31 protein-coding genes and 1 pseudogene are annotated in these 26,577 nt (G+C 41.0%); 23 read left to right on the top strand and 9 right to left on the bottom strand.

Going from position 1 to position 26,577, the window contains the following annotated elements; all coding sequences use genetic code 11:
- From CF596_RS02915 to pyrF, 22 genes are all read left to right on the top strand, one after another.
- Positions 1-423 carry a biopolymer transporter ExbD gene (locus CF596_RS02915; protein ID WP_096901172.1) on the top strand — a complete coding sequence of 141 codons (423 nt, stop codon included), beginning with the start codon at positions 1-3 and terminating at the stop codon, positions 421-423.
- Entirely contained in the window at positions 423-2,150 is a 1,728-nt protein-coding gene (gene msbA, locus CF596_RS02910; RefSeq protein WP_096901171.1) for a lipid A export permease/ATP-binding protein MsbA, read from the top strand. Before CF596_RS02915 ends, msbA begins: the two co-directional genes overlap by 1 nt.
- A 3-nt stretch (positions 2,151-2,153) precedes the next feature.
- Positions 2,154-3,167 (top strand): tetraacyldisaccharide 4'-kinase, encoded by a 1,014-nt coding sequence (lpxK, locus tag CF596_RS02905; RefSeq protein ID WP_096901170.1) that lies wholly within the window; start codon positions 2,154-2,156, stop codon positions 3,165-3,167.
- Between the two features lie 11 nt (positions 3,168-3,178).
- The gene (kdsB, locus tag CF596_RS02900) at positions 3,179-3,940 is read left to right on the top strand and encodes a 3-deoxy-manno-octulosonate cytidylyltransferase (protein WP_004976805.1); all 762 of its coding nucleotides are present in this window, start codon (positions 3,179-3,181) and stop codon (positions 3,938-3,940) included.
- A gap of 14 nt (positions 3,941-3,954) precedes the next feature.
- Positions 3,955-4,944 carry a DNA polymerase III subunit delta' C-terminal domain-containing protein gene (locus CF596_RS02895; RefSeq protein WP_096901169.1) on the top strand — a complete coding sequence of 330 codons (990 nt, stop codon included), beginning with the start codon at positions 3,955-3,957 and terminating at the stop codon, positions 4,942-4,944.
- A gap of 10 nt (positions 4,945-4,954) precedes the next feature.
- On the top strand, positions 4,955-5,296 hold the full coding sequence (locus CF596_RS02890) for a PilZ domain-containing protein (RefSeq protein ID WP_026438361.1): 342 nt from the start codon (positions 4,955-4,957) through the stop codon (positions 5,294-5,296).
- Between the two features lie 24 nt (positions 5,297-5,320).
- Positions 5,321-6,094: a TatD family hydrolase gene (locus CF596_RS02885; protein WP_004976800.1), complete on the top strand. Its 774-nt coding sequence runs from the start codon at positions 5,321-5,323 to the stop codon at positions 6,092-6,094.
- A gap of 95 nt (positions 6,095-6,189) precedes the next feature.
- Positions 6,190-6,804, top strand: coding sequence for a TetR/AcrR family transcriptional regulator (locus tag CF596_RS02880; RefSeq protein ID WP_096901168.1), 615 nt, complete (start codon positions 6,190-6,192; stop codon positions 6,802-6,804).
- Positions 6,805-6,810: 6 nt separating this feature from the next.
- A complete protein-coding gene (locus CF596_RS02875) occupies positions 6,811-7,362 on the top strand; it encodes a prepilin-type N-terminal cleavage/methylation domain-containing protein (protein WP_096901167.1) in 552 nt (183 codons plus the stop codon).
- Positions 7,352-7,732: a type II secretion system minor pseudopilin GspI gene (gene gspI / locus CF596_RS02870; RefSeq protein WP_004976793.1), complete on the top strand. Its 381-nt coding sequence runs from the start codon at positions 7,352-7,354 to the stop codon at positions 7,730-7,732. The genes CF596_RS02875 and gspI overlap by 11 nt, the downstream gene beginning before the upstream one ends.
- Positions 7,729-8,352 carry a type II secretion system minor pseudopilin GspJ gene (gspJ, locus tag CF596_RS02865; RefSeq protein ID WP_004976791.1) on the top strand — a complete coding sequence of 208 codons (624 nt, stop codon included), beginning with the start codon at positions 7,729-7,731 and terminating at the stop codon, positions 8,350-8,352. The genes gspI and gspJ overlap by 4 nt, the downstream gene beginning before the upstream one ends.
- Positions 8,353-8,364: 12 nt before the next feature.
- The gene (gene gspK, locus CF596_RS02860) at positions 8,365-9,348 is read left to right on the top strand and encodes a type II secretion system minor pseudopilin GspK (RefSeq protein ID WP_096901166.1); all 984 of its coding nucleotides are present in this window, start codon (positions 8,365-8,367) and stop codon (positions 9,346-9,348) included.
- 175 nt (positions 9,349-9,523) lie between these two features.
- Positions 9,524-10,120, top strand: a complete 597-nt coding sequence (locus CF596_RS02855; protein WP_096901165.1) for a 6-carboxytetrahydropterin synthase — start codon at positions 9,524-9,526, stop codon at positions 10,118-10,120.
- A 37-nt stretch (positions 10,121-10,157) separates the two neighbouring features.
- Positions 10,158-10,871: a uracil-DNA glycosylase gene (gene ung, locus CF596_RS02850; RefSeq protein ID WP_096901164.1), complete on the top strand. Its 714-nt coding sequence runs from the start codon at positions 10,158-10,160 to the stop codon at positions 10,869-10,871.
- Positions 10,868-11,989, top strand: a complete 1,122-nt coding sequence (locus CF596_RS02845) for an enoyl-CoA hydratase/isomerase family protein (protein WP_096901163.1) — start codon at positions 10,868-10,870, stop codon at positions 11,987-11,989. Before ung ends, CF596_RS02845 begins: the two co-directional genes overlap by 4 nt.
- Positions 11,990-12,016: 27 nt before the next feature.
- Positions 12,017-12,508 (top strand): tRNA adenosine(34) deaminase TadA, encoded by a 492-nt coding sequence (tadA, locus tag CF596_RS02840; protein ID WP_096901162.1) that lies wholly within the window; start codon positions 12,017-12,019, stop codon positions 12,506-12,508.
- Between the two features lie 101 nt (positions 12,509-12,609).
- The gene (locus CF596_RS02835; protein ID WP_096901161.1) at positions 12,610-13,041 is read left to right on the top strand and encodes an SRPBCC family protein; all 432 of its coding nucleotides are present in this window, start codon (positions 12,610-12,612) and stop codon (positions 13,039-13,041) included.
- 16 nt (positions 13,042-13,057) lie between these two features.
- The gene (gene cmk / locus CF596_RS02830; RefSeq protein WP_096901160.1) at positions 13,058-13,750 is read left to right on the top strand and encodes a (d)CMP kinase; all 693 of its coding nucleotides are present in this window, start codon (positions 13,058-13,060) and stop codon (positions 13,748-13,750) included.
- A 119-nt stretch (positions 13,751-13,869) separates the two neighbouring features.
- A complete protein-coding gene (gene rpsA / locus CF596_RS02825; RefSeq protein WP_004976774.1) occupies positions 13,870-15,546 on the top strand; it encodes a 30S ribosomal protein S1 in 1,677 nt (558 codons plus the stop codon).
- A gap of 159 nt (positions 15,547-15,705) precedes the next feature.
- A complete protein-coding gene (locus CF596_RS02820) occupies positions 15,706-16,011 on the top strand; it encodes an integration host factor subunit beta (protein WP_004976773.1) in 306 nt (101 codons plus the stop codon).
- Positions 16,012-16,028: 17 nt separating this feature from the next.
- On the top strand, positions 16,029-16,394 hold the full coding sequence (locus CF596_RS02815; RefSeq protein WP_004976771.1) for a lipopolysaccharide assembly protein LapA domain-containing protein: 366 nt from the start codon (positions 16,029-16,031) through the stop codon (positions 16,392-16,394).
- Positions 16,395-16,575: 181 nt separating this feature from the next.
- Positions 16,576-17,256, top strand: a complete 681-nt coding sequence (pyrF, locus tag CF596_RS02810) for an orotidine-5'-phosphate decarboxylase (protein WP_096901159.1) — start codon at positions 16,576-16,578, stop codon at positions 17,254-17,256.
- Between the two features lie 59 nt (positions 17,257-17,315).
- Here pyrF and CF596_RS02805 read toward each other — a convergent pair whose 3' ends face one another.
- The 9 genes from CF596_RS02805 to CF596_RS02765 form a co-directional block, all read right to left on the bottom strand.
- The gene (locus tag CF596_RS02805) at positions 17,316-18,467 is read right to left on the bottom strand and encodes an IS4-like element ISAbe18 family transposase (protein ID WP_096901158.1); all 1,152 of its coding nucleotides are present in this window, start codon (positions 18,465-18,467) and stop codon (positions 17,316-17,318) included.
- A 113-nt stretch (positions 18,468-18,580) separates the two neighbouring features.
- Positions 18,581-19,129, bottom strand: coding sequence for a dTDP-4-dehydrorhamnose 3,5-epimerase (gene rfbC, locus CF596_RS02800; protein WP_096901157.1), 549 nt, complete (start codon positions 19,127-19,129; stop codon positions 18,581-18,583).
- Positions 19,126-20,010, bottom strand: a complete 885-nt coding sequence (gene rfbA, locus CF596_RS02795) for a glucose-1-phosphate thymidylyltransferase RfbA (protein ID WP_096901156.1) — start codon at positions 20,008-20,010, stop codon at positions 19,126-19,128. The genes rfbC and rfbA overlap by 4 nt, the downstream gene beginning before the upstream one ends.
- Positions 20,007-20,900 carry a dTDP-4-dehydrorhamnose reductase gene (rfbD, locus tag CF596_RS02790; RefSeq protein ID WP_096901155.1) on the bottom strand — a complete coding sequence of 298 codons (894 nt, stop codon included), beginning with the start codon at positions 20,898-20,900 and terminating at the stop codon, positions 20,007-20,009. Before rfbD ends, rfbA begins: the two co-directional genes overlap by 4 nt.
- A gap of 2 nt (positions 20,901-20,902) precedes the next feature.
- Positions 20,903-21,970, bottom strand: coding sequence for a dTDP-glucose 4,6-dehydratase (gene rfbB, locus CF596_RS02785; RefSeq protein WP_096901154.1), 1,068 nt, complete (start codon positions 21,968-21,970; stop codon positions 20,903-20,905).
- A gap of 90 nt (positions 21,971-22,060) precedes the next feature.
- Positions 22,061-23,086: an ELM1/GtrOC1 family putative glycosyltransferase gene (locus CF596_RS02780; RefSeq protein WP_096901153.1), complete on the bottom strand. Its 1,026-nt coding sequence runs from the start codon at positions 23,084-23,086 to the stop codon at positions 22,061-22,063.
- Positions 23,076-24,065 carry a glycosyltransferase gene (locus CF596_RS02775; RefSeq protein WP_143228672.1) on the bottom strand — a complete coding sequence of 330 codons (990 nt, stop codon included), beginning with the start codon at positions 24,063-24,065 and terminating at the stop codon, positions 23,076-23,078. Before CF596_RS02775 ends, CF596_RS02780 begins: the two co-directional genes overlap by 11 nt.
- Positions 24,066-24,068: 3 nt before the next feature.
- Entirely contained in the window at positions 24,069-24,878 is an 810-nt protein-coding gene (locus CF596_RS02770) for a polysaccharide deacetylase family protein (RefSeq protein WP_096901151.1), read from the bottom strand.
- Positions 24,879-24,891: 13 nt separating this feature from the next.
- Positions 24,892-25,782, bottom strand: coding sequence for an ELM1/GtrOC1 family putative glycosyltransferase (locus CF596_RS02765; protein WP_096901150.1), 891 nt, complete (start codon positions 25,780-25,782; stop codon positions 24,892-24,894).
- Between the two features lie 409 nt (positions 25,783-26,191).
- Here CF596_RS02765 and CF596_RS02755 point away from each other — a divergent pair.
- Positions 26,192-26,506, top strand: a pseudogene (locus tag CF596_RS02755) (transposase); the annotation flags it as partial.
- Positions 26,507-26,577: the final 71 nt, after the last annotated feature.

The raw sequence follows: 26,577 nt of genomic DNA, 5'->3' as shown, positions 1-26,577 counted from the left end.
ATGAAATTCAAACGCTCGCAAGTTGAAGATATTTATATTAACCTGACTCCAATGATTGACTGTTTACTGTTCATCTTGGTGTTTTTGTTGCTTTCGACCACATTTAACCAATTTAGCCGTATGAATTTAACTTTGCCAGATGCGCAAGGCGTACCACCAAAATCTTATGAACATAAAATTGAAGTCGTGGTAGATTCTTCAGGGCATTATTCTGTCAATGGTCAGGCACTTTCGACTAAGGAAGTGGCAGATTTAAGCACAGCAATTAAACAAATTTCTCAAGATCGACACGATTTAATGTTTATCATTGCTGCAGATGCCAAAGCCACTCATCAAGATGTGATTCGAGTGATGGATGTCGCAGGACAACTTGGTTTCGTCAACATCAATATCAGTACGAAAGTCCCAACTCGAGGTTATTAGTGAAGAAGGATTTACAGGTCTATCGCCGTCTTCTGAGATATTTGCTCCCATTTTGGGGCTTGGCAATCTTGGTGATTATCGGTTTCGCCATTAATGCAGCCACAGAAGTATCTGTGGCAAAACTCTTGGAAAAAATTATTAATGCCATTCAAGAGCGTGACCAATCTTTCACTACACTATTTCCGCTATTAGTCATTGCGTTAATGTTTTTCCGTGGTTTGGGAACTTTTATTGGCGGTTACTATACCGCGGTGATTTCACGTAATTTGGTATTTAATATCCGTCAGGAAGTCTTTGCTAAATTGCTGCGTTTACCTGCACAGTATTACTTAGACAATACCAGCGGGCACATTACCGCCAAAATTATGTATAACGTAGAACAATTGACCGCTGCATCTACAGAGTCGCTGCGTACATTGGTACAACAGGGTTTGATTACACTCGGCTTGCTCGGCTATTTGCTGTATACCAACTGGCGTTTGACCCTCTGTATTTTGGTATTTGGCCCATTAATTGGCTTGCTGATTCGTAAAGCTGCAAAACGCATGCGTCGTTTATCTATTCAAGTACAAGACACCATGGGGGATGTAAACCACGTGGTGCAAGAAACGGTGAATGGTAATTTGGTCGTCAAAGGTTTTGGTGGTCAGACCTATGAACAAAGCCGATTTAAAGAAAACTCTTTAGAAAACCTGCGTCGTGGTTTAAAGATGGTGGCAGTGCAGCAATTGAACAGCCCTGTGGTGCAGTTCATTATGTCCATTGCTTTGGCAATTATTATCTGGATTGCCTTACGCCCAGAAATTCTACGTGATATTTCAGCAGGCGAGTTTGTAGCCTACATTACTGCCGCAGGTATGTTGAGCAAACCAATTAAAGCCCTTACCGATATTAATGAAAAATTACAACGCGGTTTGGCAGCAGCGCATTCGGTTTTTGAATTGCTCGATATGCCTGAAGAAGATAATCACGGGACGCTTACACCAGACTTAAAAGGTAATTTGCAATTTAAGAATGTGAATTTGGTGTATTCCGATGGGCATCATGCCATTCATGATTTTAATCTGGATGTCAAAGCAGGTGAAACTGTGGCTTTAGTTGGGCGTTCAGGTGCGGGTAAAACCTCATTGGTCAATCTGTTGGTACGTTTTCAGGAAGTATCTTCAGGGAAAATTTTGTTTGATCAGCATGATATTCGTGACATTGAGCTGAATAGCCTGCGTTCACAAATTGCTATGGTCAATCAGCAAGTGGTATTGTTTAACCGTACGGTGCGTGAAAATATTGCCTATGGTCAGCTTGAAGGTGCGAGTGATGAAGCAGTGATTGCTGCAGCCAAAGCGGCTTATGCACATGACTTTATTATGGCTTTACCGCAAGGCTACGACACAGCATTAGGTGCGCAAGGCTTGAATTTGTCTGGTGGTCAGCGACAACGTATTGCCATTGCACGTGCAATCTTGAAAAACGCACCAATTTTAATTTTAGATGAAGCCACCAGTGCTTTAGACAATGAATCTGAATACTTTATTCAACGTGCATTTGATGCGGCCATGCAAGACCGTACCACCATTGTCATTGCACACCGTTTATCTACCATTGAAAATGCTGACCGTATTGTGGTGATGGATCAGGGGCGTATTTTAGAACAAGGAACTCATCAGGAACTCATAGCGCAAAAAGGCGCGTACTTCCAGTTGCATCAACGTAACTTCGAGGAACATTAACTCATGGCTTTGGCACAATTTATTCAGGACGCTTGGCAGCAACAGGCCAAATGGCTGGTTGTGCTTAGACCCTTGTCTTTATTGTACCGTGGTTTGAGTTTGCTCAATCAAAACTTATATCGTTCAGGTATTAAAACCGCTTATACCGCGCCCGTACCTGTGATGGTGATTGGCAATATTACTGTGGGTGGCAGCGGCAAAACCCCTTTGCTGATTCACTTGGTCAAATATCTACAAAGTTTAGATGTTTGTGTTGGCGTGATTAGCCGTGGTTATGGCGGAAAAGGCCCATTTCCAGCCTATGTCAGCATTGACGCTAATGTTGACGTAGTGGGCGATGAACCGACTTTGATTGTGCAATCTACAGGCGTACCGATGGCTGTGGGGCCAAATCGTCAAAAAAGTATTGAATTGTTACTTGCACAGCATGAATTGGATTTAATTATTAGTGATGATGGTTTGCAGCATTTGGCTTTAAACCGTCAATTGGAATGGATTGTTTTAGATAATAATCGTGGTTTGGGTAACGAGAAAATATTGCCCGAAGGTTATTTGCGTGAACCAAAATCTCGATTAGAGCATGCCACGGTGATTGAACATGCAGCGCAACCGAGTTCTGAATTAAATATGCATTTGGCCGTTGCAGCGCCATACTTATTGCATCCCGCACAAGAATTAATTTTTGATCCGACCCAAAATTTTTATGCTGTCGTGGGCATTGGCTTTCCTGAGCGGTTTTATAAAACTTTAGAGTCGATGGGTGTGACCCAATTTCAATGTCATGAGTTTCCAGACCATCATGACTATGAAATTACCGATTTGCAGTTTGAAGACTCGCAACCGATGATTACCACAGAAAAAGATGCGGTCAAGTTATTGCCCCTGTTAAAGCAATATCCAGATTTTCAGCGCGAAATTTGGGTTGTACCTGTAGATGCAGTATTGTCATCGGCCTGCTATGTCACCTTACATCAACAATTGAAACAATTGGGTTTAAACCTGCCTGAAAGACCATGATAAGGAAAATTATGAAGCACATTGTTATCCCTGCACGTTATGCCAGTTCACGCCTGCCAGGCAAACCTTTACTGGAAATTCATGGTCGTGCCATGATTTTACGTGTGGTTGATCAGGCAAAAAAAGTGGCAGGTTTTGATGACTTGTGTGTGGCGACCGATGATGCTCGTATTGCAGAATTATGCCGTGCCGAAGGTGTAGATGTAGTGCTGACTTCGGCAGACCATCCATCAGGTACAGATCGTTTAAGTGAAGTGGCGCGCATTAAAGGTTGGGATAAAAACGATATTATCGTCAATGTGCAGGGCGATGAGCCACTTTTGCCTGCGCAATTGGTGCAACAAGTGGCGCAGTTGTTAGAAGCTCAACCTGAATGCTCGATGTCTACGCTATGTGAGCCGATTCAGCAACTAGATGAATTTACTCGCGACAGCATTGTTAAAGTGGTCATGTCTAAACACAATCAGGCTTTGTATTTTAGCCGTGCCACGATTCCTTATGACCGTGATGGTGCGAAAGCAGCGACACCACAATTGCATGCACATGCGTATCGCCATTTAGGTTTGTATGCGTACCGTGTGGAATTGCTGCAAGAATATGTGACTTGGGAAATGGGAACATTGGAAAAGCTGGAAAGCCTAGAGCAATTGCGTGTCTTGGAAAATGGACATCGTATTGCCATTGCAGTTGCAGAAGCCAATTTACCACCGGGTGTAGATACCCAAGCAGACTTAGACCGTTTAAATGCAATGGATATTGCCCATTTTGAGTAAGTGAATCACCGACCATGCAATGTGATGTAATTGGACAAGTATATCCTTGGCAGCAACAAGTTTGGGAAAACCTGACAGGGCGATTTCCCAAAATGGGGCATGGTTTATTGTTTTTTGGCAAACAGGGTTGTGGTAAAGAAGCCTTTGCACAGCAATTTGTGGCTTGGATTTTATGCCAACAGCGTGATGTGCAGTCACAGCCTTGTGGTGAATGTAGCAGTTGTCAGTGGTTAAAATCAGATACACATCCGAATTATGTCTATATCAGCACCGATGAAGAGAATAAAAAGCAAAACGCGAAAATTAAGATCGAGAAGATCCGTGATTTATTACCTTTTGTCCAGCAAACGGTAGATGGCTGGCGGGTGATTGTGATTGAACCTGCTGAAGCCTTAAATATTGCATCTTCCAATGCGTTGCTGAAAACCCTCGAAGAACCGGGAGATCGCATCGTGATTATTTTGCTGGCAGATCATTATCTTAAATTACCTGCAACCATTCGTAGCCGTTTGCAGCACTTTGCATTAGACCGTATTGATGCTGCACAGGCTACGGCATATTTGCAGCAGCATTTGCCCGATTTAGATGCAGACAAACAACAATTGTTGATGAATTTGTCTAATCAAATGCCGTTGCAGGCTTTGCAGTTGGCACAGACAGAATGGCTAGAACAGCGTACAGATTTTCTCAAAGACTGGTCTAAACTGGTAACGCAAAAAAATATGCCGATGGCAATCGCAACCAAGTGGAACAAGGCGCTGAGCTTTACTGATTTTAGTCAGATGTTTGAATACTTGTTGTGTGATTTAATTTGTGTCAAGCTAAATCAAAGCATTAAAAATTTGGATTTAAGCACCGCTTTGCAGCATTTGGCTGAACAATATGACTTAGAAAGTCTGTTTGGTTTATATGCAGAATTACAGCAAGCCAAGCCAATGCTTGAGCAAAACGTGCAAAGTAATCTAGTGCTTGATCAATTATGTATTAAGTTGATGAATATTTAAGGGGAACATGATGCAACCACGTATGGGCGGTATTATTCAGGCCAATATTCCTGATGTCGAAACGCTATATTTAAGTTATATGCCATACGTTGTGGGCGGTGGCTTATTTGTACCCTCAAAACAACCTGTAAAAATGGGTGAAGAAATCTTCGTGCTTGCAACTTTGCCTGAACAATCACAAAAAATTCCACTTACAGGAAAAGTCATCTGGATTTCGCAAAAGCAAAACGGCATCAAATTGCAGGGCTTTGGCATTCAACTGAGCGGTGAAAAAGGCGTTTATTACAAATCTGAAGCCGAAAGAATCCTTGCGGGGCTTAAGTCTGACAACCGTAACAGTTACACTATGTAGGTTGTTTGCTTTTAGGAAAAAATCGTGTTTGTAGATACACATTGTCATTTAACGATGTTGGATTTAAGCCCTTATGATGGTGACTTAGATGCAGCAATTGCACAGGCACGCCTAGCGGGGGTGTCTAAAATTATGGGTATCTCTGTCGATTTAGACGATCATATTGCATTGTCAAAAATTGCAGCACGCCATGCCGATGTCGGTTATAGCGTGGGTGTGCATCCTTGTGAAAATGCTGAAAATATGGCGCGTGCCACCACCGAGCAACTGATTGCTTTGGCACAAGCAGACAAAGTCTGGGCTTTGGGCGAAACAGGTCTAGATTATTTTCACAGTACCGATTTTGTCGCAGAGCAAAAAGCCTGTTTTGCACGGCATATTCATGCGTCACAAGCTGTAAAAAAACCTGTGGTGGTACATACCCGTGCTGCCAAGCAAGATACAGTAGATATTATCCGTGCAGAAAAATCGACACATGGTGTATTACATTGCTTTACTGAAGACTGGGCAACCGCCAAAGCGGTGTTAGATTGCGGTTATTATGTGTCGTTTTCAGGCATTGTTTCCTTTAAAAATGCACAAGATTTACGTGATGTGGCTAAGCAAGTACCTTTAGACCGTGTCTTAATTGAAACTGATAGTCCATATTTGGCACCTGTGCCATATCGCGGTAAGACAAATGAGCCAAAATACGTTCCGTATGTAGCCAAAGCCCTAAGTGATGTATATGATAAGTCCTTAGAGGAAATGGCTTTCATAACAACACAAAACTTTGAAAACCTGCTCAAAGGACATTAATTTGCATGGTGGAATGATGCAAAAATTTAATGTTCTGGTGATATATTAAAAATTTCAATTGATTGAATAGTGAAAAGAGAGTTTATCGGGTGAAGATGGATCGTCAGGCTCAGTTTCGAGCAAGAGAAACGTTAATTTTCCAAGTGGCAGAGCAGTTGCTTTTGGAAAATGGTGAAGCAGGAATGACCCTTGATGCTTTGGCAGCAGAACTGGATTTGGCCAAAGGTACTCTATATAAACACTTTCAAAGTAAAGATGAACTATATATGTTGCTCATTATTCGTAATGAGCGCATGTTGCTAGAAATGATTAAAGATGCGGAAAAACAGTTTCCTGAACATCTAGCATTTTTTATGCTGCATCACTTACATCATCCTGAACGTACTGTGCTTTTTCATCAAATTGAAGAACGCCTTTCTACAACGGGTGTTGGCATTGGCTTGTTGTTTAGTGAACTATATCAGGTTCGTAAAAGCCGATTACGCATCATTATCCGTATGACTGAACAATATTTGGAATCTATTAATAGTCAGATGGAAGTGCGTGATTATCTGGCTTCAATTTGGGCACTTACGCATGGTGCGGCAGCCATTTTAAACTCAAGTTTCTATCAGCGTTATTTAGGTTCGCGGGATACTTTACGTGTGGCCTATATCGATCAAGCGTTGGCGATGCCCAAACAAGCACAATCTTTCGAGCAATTGAATTAATACGCTATGAACACACCACTGTCTTCGGTTCGCGGTTTTACGCTCATTGAATTGATGGTGGTGATAGTCATTATGGCGATTATGGCATCGCTGGTTTTAATGAATATTGGCGGTGTCGATCAGCGTAAAGCTATGCAGGCGCGGGAAGTGTTTTTATTGGATTTGCGTAAGCTGAATCGTGAAGCCAATGATCAAGCGCGTATTTTTGCACTCAATTTGCATCAAGCAACCGATGTTTCAGCTGCGCGTTATGATGTGTTGGAATATCAGCCTTATGCCACAGAACAACAATTAAGCCTACAAAATAATCAAAAATGGCAAAGCTATAGCGAATTTAAAAGAAGAACTTTACCTGAACAAGTTTCTATCCAAATTTTATCTTTAGAACAAAGCTATCCAAATGCTAACAACAGTGAGTTGTTGCAAGGTAATGTGCCTGCACTGATTTGGCTGGGCAATGGTGAAGCCAAACCTGTGCGTATTCAGTTCTATTTAGAACAGCGTCCTGTGGGTGCGGAAATAGAGGTCGATCATTTAGGAAAAATCCATGAAAGCTAAAGGATTTACACTACTTGAAGTTATGGTGGCTTTGGCAATTTTTGCAACAGCAGCTATGGCAATGACCAAAGTGGCGATGCAATATACCCAATCCACCGCCAATGCAATTTTAAGAACCAAAGCACAATTTGTGGCTTTGAATGAAGTGGCATTGATGGAAATGAATCGGCAATGGTTAAGTGGAACAGAGTCAAAGCAAGTGACACAACAGGGCGAAACATGGCAAATTGACAAGTCCACACAGCCAACCATTAGTCCGAATGTGCAACGTGTCGATCTTCAAATCAGTTTATATAATCAAGACACAGGACAAGTTGAAGCAGGAGTGACTTCTTTGGTGTTTTTTAATGCCCGTGAGCAGCAATCATGAGTACAAAGAAAGGCTTCACTTTAGTTGAGTTGCTAGTCGCTATTGCAATTTTTGCAGTGCTGTCTGCTTTGGGTTGGAAAGTATTTGATTATCTCGCCAAAGTCAAAGATCGCAATGCGATGCATGAAGCCAATTTAGAGCAGTTGCAAGAAAGCTATCAACAAATTTTACGTGACACGATGCAGGCTGTTCCATTAACAGCCAATGTTAAAGGGCAGCAACAACCTGCTTTAGTTTTACAAAATGGACGCTTTAATTTCAGTAAAACAGGGGTGACCGATCCTTTGCAGCAGGGTATTTCACCCCATGAGCGTGTTGAATATCAATATCGTGCCGATGAAAAAAAATTGTATCGTTTAAAATATCGTAATTTGCATCAAACGGGCAATGATCAGCCTGAGTCGAGCGTGATGTTGGATGAAGTTGAAGCCTTTGAGATTATGGTATTGAATCCAAATGAATTAAGTAGTTGGCCTGAAAGTAGTGTCGATTCGCAACAAACTGAACAATTAAGACTGCTTCCGAAAGGAATAAAAATAAATTTAACCGTGCGTGACGTGCAATATGAATGGATATTTAGCTTATTGCAGACTGATTTTTTAAAGAAGAAAGACAATTAAAGGCACAATGGCATGTATTCGAAATCGACTCAGCGCTTAGGTAGCATCATCAAATCACAACAAGGCATCGCCTTGATTACGATTTTGATGTTGGTTGCTTTAGCCACGATTTTGGCAGCGACCATTGCCAAGCGGCAAATGTACACCAGTGAAAATACCGCCTATTTGATGCGTCAAAATCAGGCATTGTTATATGCCAAAAGTGCCGAAGTATTTTTTGCAGAATTACTGCAAGATGATGCTGAAAATGCTGGTCAAGTTGATCATTTACAAGAGAACTGGGCAAAACCGATGCCGCCATTTCCAGTCGAAGATGGTTATGTATCGGGCGTATTGCAAGATGAGTCGGGGAAATTTAATTTAAATAGTTTGCTGACAACCGAAGATCAAGTGAACGAAAAAGCAAAAAAATATTTTGAAAAGCTGTTGCAGCGTGTTGGGCTACCTGCTCAATTAAGTGAAGCCGTGATTGACTGGCAAGATGCAGATGATGAGCCGAGTGGTGCAATGGGTGCAGAGTCGAGTTATTACCAAGGTTTAGCAATTCCTTATTTACCGCCCAATAGCTTATTTCACAGCGCAGAAGAATTAAAACAAGTCCGTGGTTTTGAAGGTACGAAGTATCAGCAAATTGCGCCTTATGTGAGTGCCTTGCCAAAACGGGATACCACTATCAATATTAATACCGCACCTGCTTTGGTTTTGGCGAGCTTAGATGAAAAACTGGATGTGGTTGTAGTGCAAAATCTACTTGATCGTCGTAATGCCAATTTGGAACACTTTAGCAATGTAAACGCTTTGTGGGAGTTAGATGGCTTTCAAGCTGTCGATAGCGCGATACGCAATGAATTTACAGGTTTATTGGGTGTACAATCACATTATTTTAAAGCCAAAATTGAAGTGGTATTGGGCGAGCGCAAACGTCAATTTAGCAGTGATTTGGTGCGTAGTGAAAAATCTGTCAATGTTAGTGGGCGAAGTCTGACGCCATTTTAAGTATCATCATTAACCTTGTGCTGCTATTTAGATGTAAATGCATTGCATGTCTGTGCTGAAACTGATCATTACGATTTTTGTCTGGCAATCTGTGGGCTAAAATTGGCTTATTGTTCACGTTTTGCATTATACTTAAAAAGAATATCCCCCAAATATTTTGATGACGTTAAGACCCATGTTAATTCGAAAGTTATTTAAGTTTGAAAATGCGCATATTGTGCGTAATTGCACTTCAGACCGCTGTAAGCGCTCGATTCATGGTCATAGCTATAAAGTAGAATTGTTACTGAAAGCTTCAAAACTCGATCATGGACAAATGGTGTATGACTTTGGTTTGCTTAAAGATGTAATCAAAGAATTATTTGATGCTTTTGATCATGCCATTTGTTTTTGGGAGCAGGACGATCCTGCATATATTCAAGCCTGCAAAACGTTCAGCGCACGTTGGGTTTCTTTACCAGTATCGCCATCGGCAGAGCAGTTTTCACGTATTTTCTTTTATTTGGCACAGCAAGTTTTGGCATCGACCATCACACAAAATGGGGAGGGTGATGTAGAGGTCTATTCTGTAATTGTGCATGAAACCGATACTGGCTATGCACAAAGCTTTTTGGAAGATATTGAAAATGCGCAGATGGGATTGCTGAGTCTGGATCAAATTCATTTCTCTGAGCAAGTACAGACAGAGTGGTCAGACCCACAAATGTATGAAAAATTAAAACAGGGGATGACATTCCAAAACCCGAATGTCGAGTTACAAGTTAAACTTTAAATCACATCATTAGACATCAACAAGGATTGATAGCGGTATGTCTTTTACTGAGCAGCAATATGCGAGCTTAAATAAAGTTCAGTTAGATGAGAGTTGGAAATACAATCTAGCTGAATTTTTATTGAGTCCACAAATGGATGCGCTACGCGATTTTTTGTTGCAGGAAAAACAACAGAATAAGGTGATTTATCCACCAAGTTCACTGATATTTAATGCTCTAAATACCACGCCTTTAGATCAGGTGAAAGTCGTGATTATTGGGCAAGACCCTTATCATGGACCTAATCAGGCACATGGACTTAGTTTTTCTGTACAAAGAGGGGTTGCATTGCCACCATCTTTGCGTAATATTTTCCATGAGTTACATACAGATTTAGGTGTGCCTATTCCAAGACACGGTGATTTAACGCATTGGGCAGAGCAAGGGGTATTGCTGCTCAACAGCGTGTTAACGGTAGAAGCAGGACAACCAACCTCGCACCAAAAGCAGGGTTGGGAAGATTTTACAGATCATGTGATTGATGTGTTAAATCAACAACGTGAGCATATTGTGTTTATTTTGTGGGGCGCGTATGCACAACGTAAAGGACAACGTATAGATCCAAATAAACATCTGATTTTGAAGGCAGCGCATCCATCCCCATTGGCAGCAAACCGCGGTGGTTTTTTTGGATGTAAAGTATTTTCAAAATCAAATAATTATCTTAAACAAAATGGCATTGAGCCTATAGACTGGCAGCTGGACGCATGACACATTCTCCCATTTCTAAAGAATATCATCTGGATTTAATTGTCGAAGAAGCAAATAACGGTTGGCGCATTGTACGTTTGAATCGCCCAAAATCTTTGCATGCTTTAGATGAATCTATTGTTTCTGCATTATTGGCAGTATTTGAAGACTTTCATACCGATGATAGCGTAAAAGCAATTTGGCTAGATTCGACCACACCAAAAGCATTTTGTGCAGGCGGTGATGTGCGTAAATTACGTCAGCTTGTCATTAATGATGAGGTTGCAACTGCCAATAAATTCTTTGAGCAAGAATATGCGTTGGACTTGTTGCTACATAACTATGCCAAGCCTGTTTTAGTGTGGGGTGAAGGTTATGTCATGGGTGGTGGCTTAGGTCTATTTATGGCTGCACCATTCCGTTTGGTGACACCGTATTCACGTTTAGCTATGCCAGAAATTAACATTGGTTTATACCCAGATGTAGGGGCAACTCGTTTCTTGGCTGACCGTGGTGCGATTGGCTTGTTCACAGGTTTAACGGGTTCAATTATGACTGCTGCAGGTGCGTATGGTATTGGTTGGGCAACCCATATTTGTGATGCACAACGCGCTTCTGTATTAGAAAAAGTCATTAATATTGACTGGAATCATTACCCTGCAGGTGACTTCCGTGCCATTGATGATACCTTGAACAGCATGCACCGTCCTGTAGGGCCTGGGCCGCTACAGAATTCTTTGGATGTGATTCAAAGCGTGTGCCGTGGTGTGAGTTTTGAAAGTGATTATGAATCCATCATTGGTCTAAGCGATGCACGTAGCGATTGGTTACGTCAAGCCAGTGAAAACTTGCAAAAAGGTTCACCAACCACAGCAGCTTTAACGTGGTTACTATGGCAATGGGGTAAGAAGGTTCACGCTTGGAATGAAGTGTTTGAACTGGAAACGCAAATTTCAGACTGGAAAATTCGCCACGCAGATTTTGTCGAAGGTGTGCGCGCACGTTTGGTCGATAAAGACCTTGCACCAGCTTGGCAGCAAAATGGGCCAGTGCAGCTCAAAACCATTTTTGCAGACAATCCACCTGTGACGAGCATTGAAAGCTGGAATGAGTTATTGAAACAATACGAGATTATTTAATTCGTATTGATTTTTACTCATATTTAAATGTCAGAACAGAACTATAGTGATGAAGACTGGATGAAGCTTGCCTATGCGCAGGCTGCTTTGGCTGCAGCACAGGGGGAAATTCCTGTGGGGGCTGTCATCGTTAGTCAAAATCAAGTGATTGGCGCGGGTTATAACGCGCCTATTTCCTTACACGACGCAACCGCACATGCCGAAATTGTGGCAATCCGTGCAGCATGTGATCATATTCAAAATTATCGTTTACCTGAAGATGCCACGCTTTATGTCACACTGGAGCCTTGTACCATGTGTGTGGGTGCGCTCATTCATGCGCGAATCAAACGTGTGGTATTTGGAGCAACTGAACCCAAAGCCGGCTCATTGGTCAGTGCTAGAAAGCTTTTAGAGTCAGGCTATTACAATCATATTTTTGAGTATCAATCAGGTTGTTTAGAGCAGCAATGTTCAGCCCAGTTGAGTGATTTTTTTAAGATGCGCCGTGCGCAAAAGAAACAACAAAAGCAGCAATAGTTGATAAATGACCTCCATGATCAAAACCAGTTCTGAGTTTTAGGCTTGATTTGCGTTAAACTAAATCAAACACAACATAGCATTCATCATCAGGGCAAACCATGCACGCTATTCAAATTAAAAAAGAATTTAATGCGCCAGTTGCGCAAGTATTTGAATTACTTTCTAAACATGCAACTTATAATATTGCATTTGCACCAATGCAAGTGGTGCGCATTAAAGACTCTGCTGACCCTGAACGTCCAGATGGTGTAGGTTCGGTGCGTCGTATGGGGATTGGGCCAATTAAACCTTTGCAAGAGCAAATTACCGTGCTTGAACCGAATCAGCGGATTGAATATAAAATCATTAAAAATCCATTGATCAAACATCATTTGGGTACCATTGAATTTCAGCAAGTGGCGGATCACAAAACCTTGGTCACGTATCGCATTGAGCTGCAAGCGCGTGTTCCATTTGTGAGTAAAGCTATTCTTGCGCAATTGAAAACTGCAATTAAAATTGGTTTATCCAAACTCACAAAATCTCCTTAATCATTTCGGAAACAGCATGACGGTTCAAATTATAACCATTGATGGCCCTAGCGGTTCAGGTAAAGGCACACTCGCGGCAAAATTGGCAGCACATTATCAGTTTCATTTGCTCGACTCTGGTGCGTTGTATCGTTTGTTGGGTTTGGCGTTACATAAGCAGGATCTGCTAGATCAACTTGATACTAAATTGAGTCAATCCGTTGCGATTGCAACACAGCTCAATATTCAATTTGTGACCCAGCTAGATGGCACACAAGTCTTACTTGATGGTGAAGATGTCACGCAAACCATACGTACCGAACGTGTGGGGGAATATGCCTCAAAAGTTGCGGCAGTACCTGAATTGCGCACAGCATTACTTGCACGTCAGCATGCCTTTGCCCAAGCACCGGGCTTGGTTGCAGATGGACGCGATATGGCGACCAGTATTTTCCCAAATGCGCAGGCTAAAATTTATTTAACTGCTTCGGCAGAGTCACGTGCACAAAGACGTGTAAAACAGTTGCAGGGTATGGGGCTGGATGCTAAAATAAGCGACATTTTAGCGAATATACAGGCTCGCGACAAACGAGACATGGAGCGCACAGTTGCTCCGCTCAAGCCTGCAGAAGATGCTTACATCATTGATAGTTCTGAGTTGAACATTGATGAAGTATTTGCATTAATGACAGCTTATGTCGATCAGAAGCTTGCTATTTGCCGCGCTTAACCGCGTGAAATAAACCTATTCAGCGAACGCATAGCTTGATCAGTTCTATACGGACTATGTAGACGCTTAACTAAACCGGCCTTGTCTGATCCAAGACCGCTGACTTTATCAGGTATATCATGACCGAATCTTTTGCAGCCCTCTTTGAAGAAAGCGAATTAAACCTCAACGTTGAAAAGGGTGCTGTCATCCAAGGCGTTGTAGTAAGCATCGACTCTGACTGGGTAACAGTTGATACTGGCCTTAAATCAGAAGGCGTTGTTGACCGCGCTGAATTCTTAAACGAACAACGCGAACTTGAAGTTCAAGTTGGTGACACCGTTGATGTTGTTGTTGAAGCACTTGACAACGGTATGGGCCAAACTGTTTTATCACGTGAAAAAGCGAAACGTGCTGAAACTTGGACTAAACTTGAAAAAATCTTTGAAGACGGCGAAATCGTTACTGGTGTTATCTCTGGTAAAGTTAAAGGCGGTTTCACTGTAGACATCGGTCCAGTTCGTGCGTTCTTACCAGGTTCTTTGGTAGACACTCGTCCTATCCGTGACACAACTCACCTTGAAGGTAAAGAGTTAGAGTTCAAAGTTATCAAACTTGATGCTAAACGTAACAACGTTGTTGTATCTCGTCGTGCAGTTATGGAAGCTGAATCTTCAGCTGACCGTGAAGCGCTTCTTGCTCAGCTTGAAGAAGGTCAAACTGTTACTGGTACGATTAAGAACCTTACTGACTACGGTGCATTCGTTGACCTTGGCGGTATCGACGGTCTTCTTCACATCACTGACATGGCTTGGAAACGTATCAAGCATCCATCAGAAGTGGTTGAAGTGGGTCAAGAAGTTACTGTTAAAGTACTTAAATTTGACAAAGAGCGTAACCGCGTATCTCTAGGTCTTAAGCAATTAGGCGAAGATCCATGGTTAGCGATCATGAGCCGTTATCCTAAAGGTTCTATCGTTAAAGCTCGCGTAACAAACTTAACTGACTACGGCTGTTTCGCAGAAATCGCTGAAGGCGTTGAAGGTTTAGTACACGTTTCAGAAATGGACCACACTAACAAAAACATCCACCCATCTAAAGTTGTTCAGATTGGTGACGAAGTTGACGTTATGGTTCTTGAAGTGGACGAAGAGCGTCGTCGTATTTCTCTTGGTATCAAACAAACTCGTGCTAACCCATGGGAAGAGTTTGCTAAGAACCACGATAAAGGTGAAAAAGTTTCAGGTACAATCAAGTCAATCACTGACTTCGGTATCTTCATCGGTTTACCAGGCGGTATCGATGGCCTAGTTCACTTGTCTGACATTTCTTGGAACGAGCAAGGCGAAGAAGCTATTCGTCGTTACAAGAAAGGTGACACTGTTGAAGCGGTTATCCTTTCTGTAGACGCTGAAGGCAACCGTATCAGCCTTGGTATCAAGCAATTGAACAGCGATCCATTCAACGATTTCTTAGCTGCTAACGAACGTGGTGCTTTGGTTAAAGGTACTGTAACTGCTGTTGATGCTCGTGGCGCAACTGTTAAGTTAGCTGACGAAGTTGAAGCAACACTTAAAGCATCTGAAATCAACCGTGATCGCGTTGAAGATGCAACTAAGTTCTTGGAAGTTGGTCAAGAAGTTGAAGCGAAAATCATCAACGTAGACCGTAAATCTCGCTCTATCAACTTGTCTATCAAAGCGAAAGACGAAGCTGAAGAGAAAGAAGCTGTTGCTAACTTGAAAACTGCAACTAGCGGTCAAGACAATGGTCCTAAGACAATTGGTGACTTGATCAAAGCTCAAATGGGCAACTAAGTTGCGGGTAAACTGTATGGTTAATGTAAATTAGCACATACTTTTTACACAAATACTGTAAACGGTAGCGTAGTATTCAATTATTACGCTACCGTTTTGTATTTAAACAGGTTATTATCAGTTTAGGTAAAAGTAGCTTGATAATTAAAGAGGTCGCAGATGACTACTGAAGCACTTAATAAGTCTGACTTGATAGAACGAATTGCTTTGAAAAATCCACATTTGGCTGAGCCATTGGTGGAAGAAGCTGTGAAGATCATGATTGATCAAATGATTGCATCACTATCGGCAGATAACCGAATTGAAATTCGTGGATTCGGTAGTTTTGCATTGCATCACCGTGAACCACGTGTAGGTCGTAACCCAAAAACAGGTAAGTCTGTAGAAGTTGCGGCTAAAGCTGTACCGCACTTTAAACCGGGTAAAGCACTACGTGATGCAGTAAACGAGTCTGTAAATAAATAAAATTCCTAGGGGTGTTTATGCGTTACGTTCTAGTCGCTATTTTAGTTATTCTATTTGGATATTCTCTGGCATTGGTTTTGCAAAACGGCACTGAACTTTCAGTTGACCTGTTATTTACTCAAGTGCCTGCAATGCGTTTGGGTCTATTGCTACTGATTACATTGGCACTTGGTTTGGTGCTAGGGTTATTGTTGGGCGTGCAGGTTTTCCGTGTATTCCAAAATAGTTGGGAAATTAAGCGACTACGTAAAGATATTGAATACCTACGCAAAGAGCAAATTCATGCAGCTCAACTGGCTGCTGCTGAAGCTGCTGCGCATACTCGTCATGAAAAAACGGTATTAGATGTGCATACTGAAGATCGTTCTTCTAATGCACTTTAATTTGCTCTGTTGAGCGAATTGATCATCAACACCTCAAGGTTATCTTGGGGTGTTTTTTATGTGTGCCTTTGACGAATGGCTGATTATCGCTGCGATGGGGGATAAGCTGTCTTTTTGACTATCTGCTTGGCACGAATCACTTTATAATAGCGACTCTTTGTCAAATCCATAGGTAATTCTCTTGAGTATCATTGTTGCCCTCGATGCTAAAAGCCAATATGACGCCTTAACCATTGCAGAACAATTAGACCCTGCATTATGTCGAGTAAAAGTTGGTAAAGAGTTATTTACCCATGAAGGTCCTGCAGTCGTGAAAGCCTTGCATGACAAAGGTTTTGAGGTTTTTCTAGATTTGAAATTTCACGATATTCCAAATACAACGGCTCAGGCTGTATGTGCTGCAGCAGATTTAGGCGTATGGATGGTCAACGTGCATGCCTCAGGTGGTCGTAAAATGATGGAAACCTGTGTGGAGCGTTTAAAAGCAGGGAATTATCAGACTCAACTGATTGCAGTGACTGTACTAACCTCTATGGCGCGTGAAGATTTAAAAGATTTAGGTTTAGATATTGAGCCTTTTGAGCAAGTTCAGCGTTTAGCTAAACTCACTCAAGAAAGTGGTTTAGATGGTGTGGTGTGTTCTGCGCAAGAAGCCAAAATGTTGCGTGAAATCTTAGGGCAGGATTTTGCCTTAGTAACTCCAGGGATTCGTCCTGAGGGCTCAAATGCCGATGATCAAAAACGTATTGTGACTCCCAAACAAGCTATGCTGGATGGTTCTACGCATTTGGTGATTGGTCGTCCAATTACAAAATCTGAAAATCCACGTCAGACTTTGAAAGATATTTTAGCGACGCTTTAATTTTACTATCGCTGACTCTCTAAAAGGGAGATAAGCCCTCATTGCTGTCCCACAATTTTTCACAAGAGGAAGCTCATTTGAGCTTCCTCTTGTTTTATGGGTATTTTATCGGGTGAAAATAAAGCTTTTAAAGTTCTTCTTTCAAACAAATTCACTTGAATTATTCTGAGTAAACGTTGAACTGTCCAACCTGTTTTTCCTAAATGTCGAGCGAAACTCACCAATAAATAGGCGATCATCGCAATCCAGATTTGTGTCTGAATTGCGTTCCTGCTGCGGCCTAGAAACGCTTTTAATTTGAGATTCTGCTTAATCGCCTTAAAGAACAGCTCAACTTTCCAACGATCTTTATAAATCGCCGCAATGGTGGAGGCGGCTAAATGAAAGTTATTGCTGAGAAAGCTAAAGTGCTTGCCACTTTGCTGATCTCTATATTCAATTCTTCTTAACACTGGGGCTTTTCTTTTTAGGGCATGTGCGCTATTCAGCTGAATGGTTTCATCTTTTAGAATACCTTTGGATTCAAGCACTGGATGTTGCTGGATCACCTGATACACAGATTTAGGCCTAAAACGTGTGACAAATCCAATGTTTTGAGCAGTCAGATTTGCATACCATTGGTAATCGACATAGCCTTTATCAAAAACTACAATGCTGCCAGCAGGAAACTGGAATTTGCGGCCTTGTACCATGTCATTTTCTTTGCCATTTTCAACTGCAACAAACTCAGGAATATCATTGCTGTGATTCAATCCTATACTGAGTTTCATGCTGGCTTTTGAGTCGTGAACTTTGGCCCATTCACATAAGGAAAGCGACAGGTCAATATGACTGGCATCCAAGGAATACAAGGGATTCTTAAAGCGAAATTTATGAGCTACTTTTGAGTGTTCATAGTATTTAAGCAACTTGTAAAATAGCTGTTGATACAAGGTAGCAGGCTGCTGCTCATTGATTCGTGCCAGCGTGCTTCGGGGAATAGACTTTGCTCCGAGATGACTTAGCTTTTCCTGTTGGCACTCCAAATTGGATTGAATATCTCTCAGACTTTGCCTACAAGAGAATTGAGACATCAATATGGCAATAAACTGATCCCACCGGGAAGCCGCTCTAAATTTCTGTCCAACATGGTGTACTTTAGCAAGTTGTTCAAAATCCTGTCGCACAACAGGTTTAATTAGCTCATGAAATACGGTATTCTGATGTGACAAAACCTGAATCCTGGTCGTTAAAGTGTTTGTTTGCACTCATATTTTAACTGTTAGGACTCAGGTTTTTTTATTTAAAGCAAACTATGGGACAGCAGTGGCTACTGCTCCTCTTTTTATTTGAATTGATTTGCTTGCTGATCTTTCTCACTCACCAACACTTTATCAACCTGATTTAAAGGCCAATCAATTGCGAGTGTGGGATCATTCCAGATAATGGCATCTTCACTTTCTTTATTATAGTAATTAGTAGTTTTATACAAGAACTGGGTATTATCCTCTAATGCAATAAAACCATGGGCAAATCCTTCCGGAATCCAGAACATGGTTTTATTCTCAGCGCTAAGTTCTAGACCGACCCATTCACCATAAGTTTTAGATTCAGGGCGAATATCCACAGCCACATCCCATACCCGGCCTTGCACAACTCGAACCAATTTGCCCTGAGCATATGGAGTTTTTTGGAAGTGTAAACCGCGTAGCACTCCCTTTTGCGACAGTGAGTGATTATCCTGAACAAATGTTGGTACGGGTAAATTTAACTCTTCAAGTGCTTGAACAAAACGTTGATGATTAAAACTTTCCATAAACCAGCCACGATCATCACCAAACACTTGTGGATGTATAATCAGCAAGCCTTCAATTTTGGTTTGTTCAATTTTCATTGTGCTTCATCCGCAATTTTATACAGATATTGACCGTATTCTGTTTTCTTTAAAGCACTAGCACTGTCTAGTAATTGAATTTTACTAATCCAACCTTGGTTAAAACCAATCTCTTCAAGACAAGCCACTTTCAACGATTGACGTTTTTCAATGGTATAAACAAACTGCCCTGCTTCAAGCAAAGATTCATGCGTACCTGTATCCAGCCAGGCAAAGCCACGACCAAGTAGTTCGACATTGAGTGAACCATCTTTCAAGTAAGCATTATTAATGTCGGTAATTTCAAGTTCGCCACGAGCTGAAGGTTTAACTTGCTTGGCAAATTCAACGACACGATTGTCATAGAAATATAAACCTGTAACCGCATAAGGAGATTTTGGCTGTACAGGTTTTTCTTCAATACTGAGTACCTTACCAGTTTTGTCAAATTCAACCACACCAAAACGCTCAGGATCTGTAACATGATAGCCAAAGACTGTGGCTCCATGCTCACGTGCATTCGCGGTCTCAAGTTGCTCACTGAAGTGCTGACCGTAGTAAATATTATCACCCAAAATTAGACAGACATTGTCTTGACCAATAAATTCTTCACCGATCAGGAATGCTTGTGCCAAACCATCAGGAGAAGGTTGCACCTTATAGCTCAATTCAATACCAAATTGGGAACCATCGCCCAATAATTTTTCAAAGTTTGGAAGGTCTTCAGGTGTTGAAATAATTAAAACTTCACGAATACCCGCCAGCATCAATACAGAAAGCGGATAGTAAATCATTGGCTTATCGTAAATTGGTAGAAGTTGCTTGGACACACCTTTGGTAATCGGATGTAAGCGTGTACCGGAACCGCCTGCTAAAATAATACCCTTACGTTTTATACTCATTTGCTTAATAGCTCCGCTAGTATTCGTTTTACACCTTCTTGCCAATGCGGCAAATTCAATCTGAAGGTTTGCTGTAACTTTTGATTGTTTAATCGTGAATTATGTGGTCGTGTGGCTGGAGTTGGATACGCCATGGTAGGAATGGGATTGACCTTTTGTACAGCCAATTCCAATCCAAAGACTCGTGCCTGCTCAAAAACATAATTGGCATACCCAAACCATGAAGTTTCACCACTTGCTACAAGGTGATAAACCCCTGTTTTCATGCTGTCAGCCGCTGTTTGTGGAATGGCCTGTGCCGTAATATCCGCAATCAACTCAGCCGAGGTAGGGGCACCCACTTGATCATCAATGATAGAGAGTTCTTCTCGCTGCTGAGCCAAATTCAGCATAGTTTTCAAGAAATTTTTTCCTCGAGCAGCATAGACCCATGAGGTTCTGAAAATTAGGTAATCACAACCACTTGCAATAATTGCCTGCTCACCTTGCACTTTGGTTTGACCATAAACATTTAAGGGTGCAATGCGATCCGTTTCAAGAAATGAAGTCTGACCTAAGCCATCAAAAACATAGTCTGTCGAGTAATGCACAAACAGTGCATTGACTTGTTGGCACGCTTCAGCTGCAGCTTTTACCGTTTGATGATTCACTAAATCGGCTTGATCCTGCTCTGTTTCAGCTAAATCCACGGCTGTATAGGCAGCAGCATTCACGACCACATCAGGTTTTACCGTCATGATCGTGTTATAAATCGCCCGTGGCTGGGTCATATCACCGGACAGTCCCGCTAGACCATGCCGGTCTAATGCAATAACATCACCCAAAGGAGCTAGAGCACGTTGTAGTTCCCACCCAACCTGACCATTTTTTCCAAGCAATAAAATCTTCATGCTTATCCTTGGTATTGCTTATTTAACCAGGATTGATATTCACCACTTTGAACGTGTTCAACCCATTCATTATTGTTTAAGTACCATTCAACCGTTTTACGTAATCCCGTTTCAAATGATTCTTTCGGTGTCCAACCCAATTCATGTTCAATTTTTGAAGCATCAATCGCATAACGTACATCATGGCCTGGGCGGTCTTTTACATACGTAATTAAGTCTCGATAACGTTCAACACCTTGTGGTTTATTAGGAGCCAGTTCTTCGAGTAAAGAACAAATGGTAAGAACTACATCAATATTGGCTTTTTCATTGTGACCACCAATGTTATAGGTTTCACCTACTTGCCCCTGAGTCACGACAGTATAAAGTGCACGGGCATGATCTTCCACAAATAACCAGTCACGAATTTGCTGGCCATTACCATAGACTGGAAGTGCTTTTCCTTGCAAAGCATTTAAGATCATTAATGGAATGAGTTTTTCTGGAAAATGGTAAGGACCATAGTTATTGGAACAGTTGGTCACTAAAATCGGTAATCCATAGGTCCGATTCCAAGCACGAACCAGATGGTCTGAACTCGCTTTACTTGCTGAATAAGGTGAACTAGGAGAATAAGGGGTTTTTTCTGTAAATAAATCCGTTGTTCCTTCTAAATCACCATAGACCTCATCTGTTGAAATATGGTGAAAACGGAATGTAGCCTTCTTTTTTTCATTTAAGCCTAACCAGTAAGCGCGGCTTGCTTCCAACATTTGATAAGTGCCGATGATATTGGTTTCAATAAAAGCATAAGGCCCAGAAATCGAACGGTCTACGTGGGATTCTGCAGCCAAGTGCATCACTGCATCAGGTTGGAAATCTGTAAATAATTGATCTAGTGCGGCACGATTACAAATATCGGTTTGGGAGAATTGATAACGAGAGTAATTAGAAATGGAACTTAACGATTCTAGATTACCAGCATAGGTTAGTTTATCAACATTTAAGACTTCATGTTCTGTATTCTGAATAATATGGCGAATCACTGCAGATCCAATAAAGCCTGCACCACCTGTAATTAAAAATCTCATTTTCCCCCCAAAAAAATCTAGAGCACACAAATCATATCAAAGAAGAATTTTTAGAACATCGACATAAATAGTTAACTTCTATGGTGAGAGTTAAATATTTTTGAATTGATCGAGCAAATTCATTCTATGTTTCTGTGGTGTAATCTTCTCAACAACTCCAATTAGGTCTGCCATTTTATCTATATAAACCTTACTAAGCCATCGCTCTTGCTCAAACTTAGCTAGATAATTTTCAAGTTCCTTATCAAATACACTGGATTTGAATACAGGAATCAACACTTTCTTTTCACTCACCAACGCCTCACTGATCATCGAGGTTGATTCAGGTGAACAAATGATTAAGTCCGCTGCATAAATATAATCAGCAATATCACATTGCTGACCATGATTGACTAGTGTTAAAGCTATCTGTGGATTTCTAGTGAAGGCCTGCTGTAGATCCTTCTCAAAATCTTCGGGTGTACGCCTGGATGTACTGATCAGAATTTTCCAATTTGGATAGTTCCGCGCCAGGTACTTAATCCACTCAATCCATTCATAAGAAGTCCCAATTTTGGATGTTTTAGTATCTGCACCAATTAAAATAATCAGTACTTTCTGTTCCATACAATCCAGATTTTGCTTTGCTTGCTGAACTCTATGTTCCAATTGAAAAGTAAGTTGTTTATTTGGTGCAATTGGGTAATAAATAAAAGGTTTTTGATTTTTGTATTTATCATCAATAGTAAATACAGCATCAAAATAACAAGCTGGAATCCCTCTTAATGAGGTTGCAATCACATTCTTGGTAGCTTTCCCCTGCTGCTGAAAATACTTTTTAAGCAAGGCATTTGGCAGAAGTGTCTCCCCACCAGCTGAAACCAGGAGAATATTATCTGACTGAAAAGCTTGTAATTGAACAGTATCCAAATAAAAACCTAATGCCCATTTCGGGCTTACAATAGCCAAAAAAGCTTTGAGTATATGCTTAGTTAATTTACTGACTTTGTATATCTTAAGCCACTGCACTTCATATTGGTTGCCGTTATTCAGTAAGGTGACTATCCCTTTAGTTTGTGTTTCATGTCCTGCTTTACCATCCGTTAAAGCTAAAATCATCAGGTGACTATTTTCCATCTAACACCTCACGATAGACCATTTCAATATTATTGACCATTCCATCTAAAACTAGGTTTTTTTCTGCATCAGCAAATACTGGAATGAAATCCCGCTCTACTTGCTTTAAATTTTCTAAAGCATATGCGATCAGATGATGCAATGCATTTGCATCATTTTCAGCACAGAGATATTGCTTAGGTAAAATTTGAGCCATTGCCCCTACAGCTGTTGATACCATAGGTGTTTTACAAAGCAAAGCCTCTATCATGGTATATGGACATCCTTCATAATGAGATGACATCACATAAAGAGAAGCTTGCTGCATCAAATCAGTAATATCATTACGAAAACCCAGTAACTTTATACTCTTTTCCAGAGCAAGCTCATTAATAAGTGTTGCCAACTTTTGCTTTTCAAAACCTTCTCCTACAATCCAAAGCTGTGCATTTGGTATGTCTTGCCATGCTTGAATTAAAAGATCAAAACCCTTAACGGGCACTAATCTTCCTACAGCCAAAACGACAGGTGGAGTTATTTTATTAATATCGGAATTAAGCTCAGGCGGTTCAATTCCATTTAGAATAATGTACTTATTAGGATGTTCTAAAGTTTCTGCGGCATTGGGACTCACTGCAATCACCGCATCAAAACCCTTAAACATTTTGGTATTTTTTTTACGGCTATGTAAAGTGGCAACACTTTTAGTCGGTAGAAATTTTAAAATACTACCCACCATTGCAGCAGCTTTATTTCCATGTACATGTACAATATCAGATTGAAGTGCTTTCAATGCTCTATAAAGTTGAAACAGAACAATAATATTTCTTCTGCTCTTCGACAGATCAATTGCGATAAATTCTGTTTTTAATCGACTACGGTACTTTTCATGTGCAACAACTGTGACTTGGTGATGTTTCATTAGACAGTTAGCCAATTCAACAACATGTTTTTCTAACCCTCCTTCTTCATCACCTGCCATGACCAATGTTACTTTCATCACCTAACCTTCCCGCTTCCCCAATTTCATTCGCAATTTAAAAGCAAATAATGAATCTTTTCCGCTGATTTTAATACGTTGCAACTGCATAAAATCAGGCATTTTTCCATCTATGCCTTCTTGTGTTGTTACGGCATTGCTATATCCTGCTTGCTCTGCTAAACGCACATCGCGCTCAGAATAAATGCCGAAAGGATAGGCAAAACTATTTACAGATTGTTGTGTTAAATGCCCTAGCTGAATTTTCGAATCAACCAACTCATGTAAACATTCTTCATCATTCAGCTTATCCAAATTGGCATGTGTTAGCGTATGAGAACCTATTTCCACCAAACCAGAATTTGCTAAAAACCAGACTTGCTCATCATTCAGCTTTGGTTCACGCGCCAACTCACCACTGTTATGGTGCGCTTTTTTATAGGTTGACCAATCTCGATCATGTCGGTCTACCACTACATAAATCGTCGCTTTACTTTGATATTTTTCTAAAATGGGAAAAGCATTTTCCAAGTTATCTAAATAGCCATCATCAAAGGTAATCGCAACTGTTTTTTCTGGGTGATTCCCCCAATTATCCTGCAATTCCTGCATAGTTACAAAGTTAAAACCCTCTGCTTTAAGCCATGCTATTTGCTTTTCAAACTCAATAGGCTTAACCCGTAATTTATTAAACTTGGCACCATCAATATGCTCACGAACCATGTGATACATTAATATCCGTGGTCGATTCCAATCTACTGCTGGCTTCCACCATGCGTACTTATAACTGAATGCGAACAACAATATAAATAAAACAATCAGAATATAAATCACGATTCAATCACAGCTACTTGATTAAAAGATATGTTGCCACACGCTCTGCTTCTTTAAAAGCAGTCGTATAATATAATTCAGCAATTTGTCTAGCATTCGATACAAGTTTCTGATCAACCAAATGCTCTACCGAACGCGTAATTCGATCCTCTTTCACTCGATCTATCTGAATAAGCCCTACTTTACAACCTGCGGTGAGTGCCTCGTATATCATAGACACACTATCTTCAGTCACCCATACTGCTTCCGCTTTTTGCATCTCTTCAAAAATCCAACCCTGCGGCGTTTCTTCAACTGGGAAAATTTGCAATTGTGAAGCAAAACTTTGCTGGGCCACTGCAGGTAAAAAATCAGCAGGTGTACGCCTAGAACTCGTCAAAATAATCTCACACTGCATGTTCTGCTGCACAATCTGCTGAATCGCAGACATCACCTTATCTGCATTCCAAATATGCCGTTTAGATGAACCACCTAACGCAATCAAAATACGGTTTGCTATGTGTCGCTGCTCATTTTCAATGGGATTCAACGCACCTTGTGTAACAATCACATTTTCCCGCTCTAGCACACCATCATGTTCAGGAATAACCACATGATCAAACCAAGATAATGGAAAATTTGGTTTCATTAAAATGACAGTTTTCGCACATGGAAAAACTTTGCCCATCAATAAAACACGTAATTGCGTATGACTACCTACTCCAAAAATATAATCAGGTGGCTGCGATACTGCAGCATGTTTTTGTTTTTTATATGCGGTCAATAAACTCAACAGTGGTAAATGATCAATTGAAATTTCTTCAAAAGTCAGATCAATATTTGTTTGCTTTTGCATTGCCTTAAAAAGACCCAATGCTTGAGAGCGATGACCTGCCTTACCATCGCTCACATATAAAATATGCATATTCACCCACCAGATCTAAAGCACGAATAGCATCATTTTACTAGATCAAAGCATTTAAAGTAAGCAAAGCTACATATCCTCAATGACTCGAAATATAAACTTCATTGAACTGTCACAGGGCTTGAATCCGCCTTTTCAGATTCAATGAGTAATTGAACCGCTCTTTCTCTAATTTCGGGGGTATAGTTTGGTTTTTTCATCGGAATAGTCTCTCAGAATATTGAGTCTCCGACAAACCCGGTACGGTTCAAATTGCCTTAATAGATTGACCTTGTTGATGAAGTATTTGGATTGTCACTGCTTGCTCCAAAGTTAACATGTTGAGCAGTCCAAAAAGACCACTATATTAACCAAGGTGGTCAATTTTCAAATGCTGTTGGGGGGTCATTTTTACATTGCCGCTAACAGTAAATTCCATGAACTGCATGTGACCGGGAAAAGTCAGGTCGCTGAACAGGCATTAGTGCTGATTCAGAAACTGTATGCCATAGAAGCAGAACTCAGGAAAAAGACCAATGGTACAGCGGAAGACCGCCGCGAATACCGACAACAGCATAGCCAACCGGTGATGCAACAACTATATGAATGGCTCAACCAACATCATCTGACGGTGCCATCGAATTCTCCCACCGCCAAGGTCATCAATTACACTCTGAAGCGTTGGCCAGCTTTAATCCGCTATTTGGATGATGGCAATCTACCGATTTGCAATAATTGGGTAGAGGTGCGACACGAAGTCGCTTAATGAAGTTGTTCCCCCTGCGGGAACCACCCGTGTCACCGGGTGAATCTAGA

The organism is Acinetobacter sp. YT-02 (genome assembly GCF_002412355.1).
GTDB lineage: Bacteria > Pseudomonadota > Gammaproteobacteria > Pseudomonadales > Moraxellaceae > Acinetobacter > Acinetobacter towneri.
This window is presented reverse-complemented; position numbering and strand designations above follow the sequence as displayed.

Excerpts from the sequence above, each read along its gene's own strand:
- lpxK (WP_096901170.1), top strand. The coding sequence starts at position 2,154 with ATGGCTTTGGCACAATTTATTCAGGACGCTTGGCAGCAACAGGCCAAA.
- cmk (WP_096901160.1), top strand. The coding sequence starts at position 13,058 with ATGACGGTTCAAATTATAACCATTGATGGCCCTAGCGGTTCAGGTAAA.
- rfbD (WP_096901155.1), bottom strand. The coding sequence starts at position 20,900 with ATGAAGATTTTATTGCTTGGAAAAAATGGTCAGGTTGGGTGGGAACTA.
- gspJ (WP_004976791.1), top strand. The coding sequence starts at position 7,729 with ATGAGTACAAAGAAAGGCTTCACTTTAGTTGAGTTGCTAGTCGCTATT.
- CF596_RS02765 (WP_096901150.1), bottom strand. The coding sequence starts at position 25,782 with ATGCATATTTTATATGTGAGCGATGGTAAGGCAGGTCATCGCTCTCAA.
- ung (WP_096901164.1), top strand. The coding sequence starts at position 10,158 with ATGTCTTTTACTGAGCAGCAATATGCGAGCTTAAATAAAGTTCAGTTA.
- CF596_RS02815 (WP_004976771.1), top strand. The coding sequence starts at position 16,029 with ATGCGTTACGTTCTAGTCGCTATTTTAGTTATTCTATTTGGATATTCT.
- CF596_RS02845 (WP_096901163.1), top strand. The coding sequence starts at position 10,868 with ATGACACATTCTCCCATTTCTAAAGAATATCATCTGGATTTAATTGTC.
- rpsA (WP_004976774.1), top strand. The coding sequence starts at position 13,870 with ATGACCGAATCTTTTGCAGCCCTCTTTGAAGAAAGCGAATTAAACCTC.
- gspI (WP_004976793.1), top strand. The coding sequence starts at position 7,352 with ATGAAAGCTAAAGGATTTACACTACTTGAAGTTATGGTGGCTTTGGCA.
- CF596_RS02915 (WP_096901172.1), top strand. The coding sequence starts at position 1 with ATGAAATTCAAACGCTCGCAAGTTGAAGATATTTATATTAACCTGACT.
- rfbC (WP_096901157.1), bottom strand. The coding sequence starts at position 19,129 with ATGAAAATTGAACAAACCAAAATTGAAGGCTTGCTGATTATACATCCA.
- kdsB (WP_004976805.1), top strand. The coding sequence starts at position 3,179 with ATGAAGCACATTGTTATCCCTGCACGTTATGCCAGTTCACGCCTGCCA.
- CF596_RS02775 (WP_143228672.1), bottom strand. The coding sequence starts at position 24,065 with ATGAAAGTAACATTGGTCATGGCAGGTGATGAAGAAGGAGGGTTAGAA.
- gspK (WP_096901166.1), top strand. The coding sequence starts at position 8,365 with ATGTATTCGAAATCGACTCAGCGCTTAGGTAGCATCATCAAATCACAA.
- CF596_RS02780 (WP_096901153.1), bottom strand. The coding sequence starts at position 23,086 with ATGGAAAATAGTCACCTGATGATTTTAGCTTTAACGGATGGTAAAGCA.
- CF596_RS02880 (WP_096901168.1), top strand. The coding sequence starts at position 6,190 with ATGGATCGTCAGGCTCAGTTTCGAGCAAGAGAAACGTTAATTTTCCAA.
- CF596_RS02855 (WP_096901165.1), top strand. The coding sequence starts at position 9,524 with ATGTTAATTCGAAAGTTATTTAAGTTTGAAAATGCGCATATTGTGCGT.
- CF596_RS02895 (WP_096901169.1), top strand. The coding sequence starts at position 3,955 with ATGCAATGTGATGTAATTGGACAAGTATATCCTTGGCAGCAACAAGTT.
- rfbA (WP_096901156.1), bottom strand. The coding sequence starts at position 20,010 with ATGAGTATAAAACGTAAGGGTATTATTTTAGCAGGCGGTTCCGGTACA.
- CF596_RS02835 (WP_096901161.1), top strand. The coding sequence starts at position 12,610 with ATGCACGCTATTCAAATTAAAAAAGAATTTAATGCGCCAGTTGCGCAA.
- rfbB (WP_096901154.1), bottom strand. The coding sequence starts at position 21,970 with ATGAGATTTTTAATTACAGGTGGTGCAGGCTTTATTGGATCTGCAGTG.
- tadA (WP_096901162.1), top strand. The coding sequence starts at position 12,017 with ATGTCAGAACAGAACTATAGTGATGAAGACTGGATGAAGCTTGCCTAT.
- CF596_RS02875 (WP_096901167.1), top strand. The coding sequence starts at position 6,811 with ATGAACACACCACTGTCTTCGGTTCGCGGTTTTACGCTCATTGAATTG.
- CF596_RS02890 (WP_026438361.1), top strand. The coding sequence starts at position 4,955 with ATGCAACCACGTATGGGCGGTATTATTCAGGCCAATATTCCTGATGTC.
- CF596_RS02820 (WP_004976773.1), top strand. The coding sequence starts at position 15,706 with ATGACTACTGAAGCACTTAATAAGTCTGACTTGATAGAACGAATTGCT.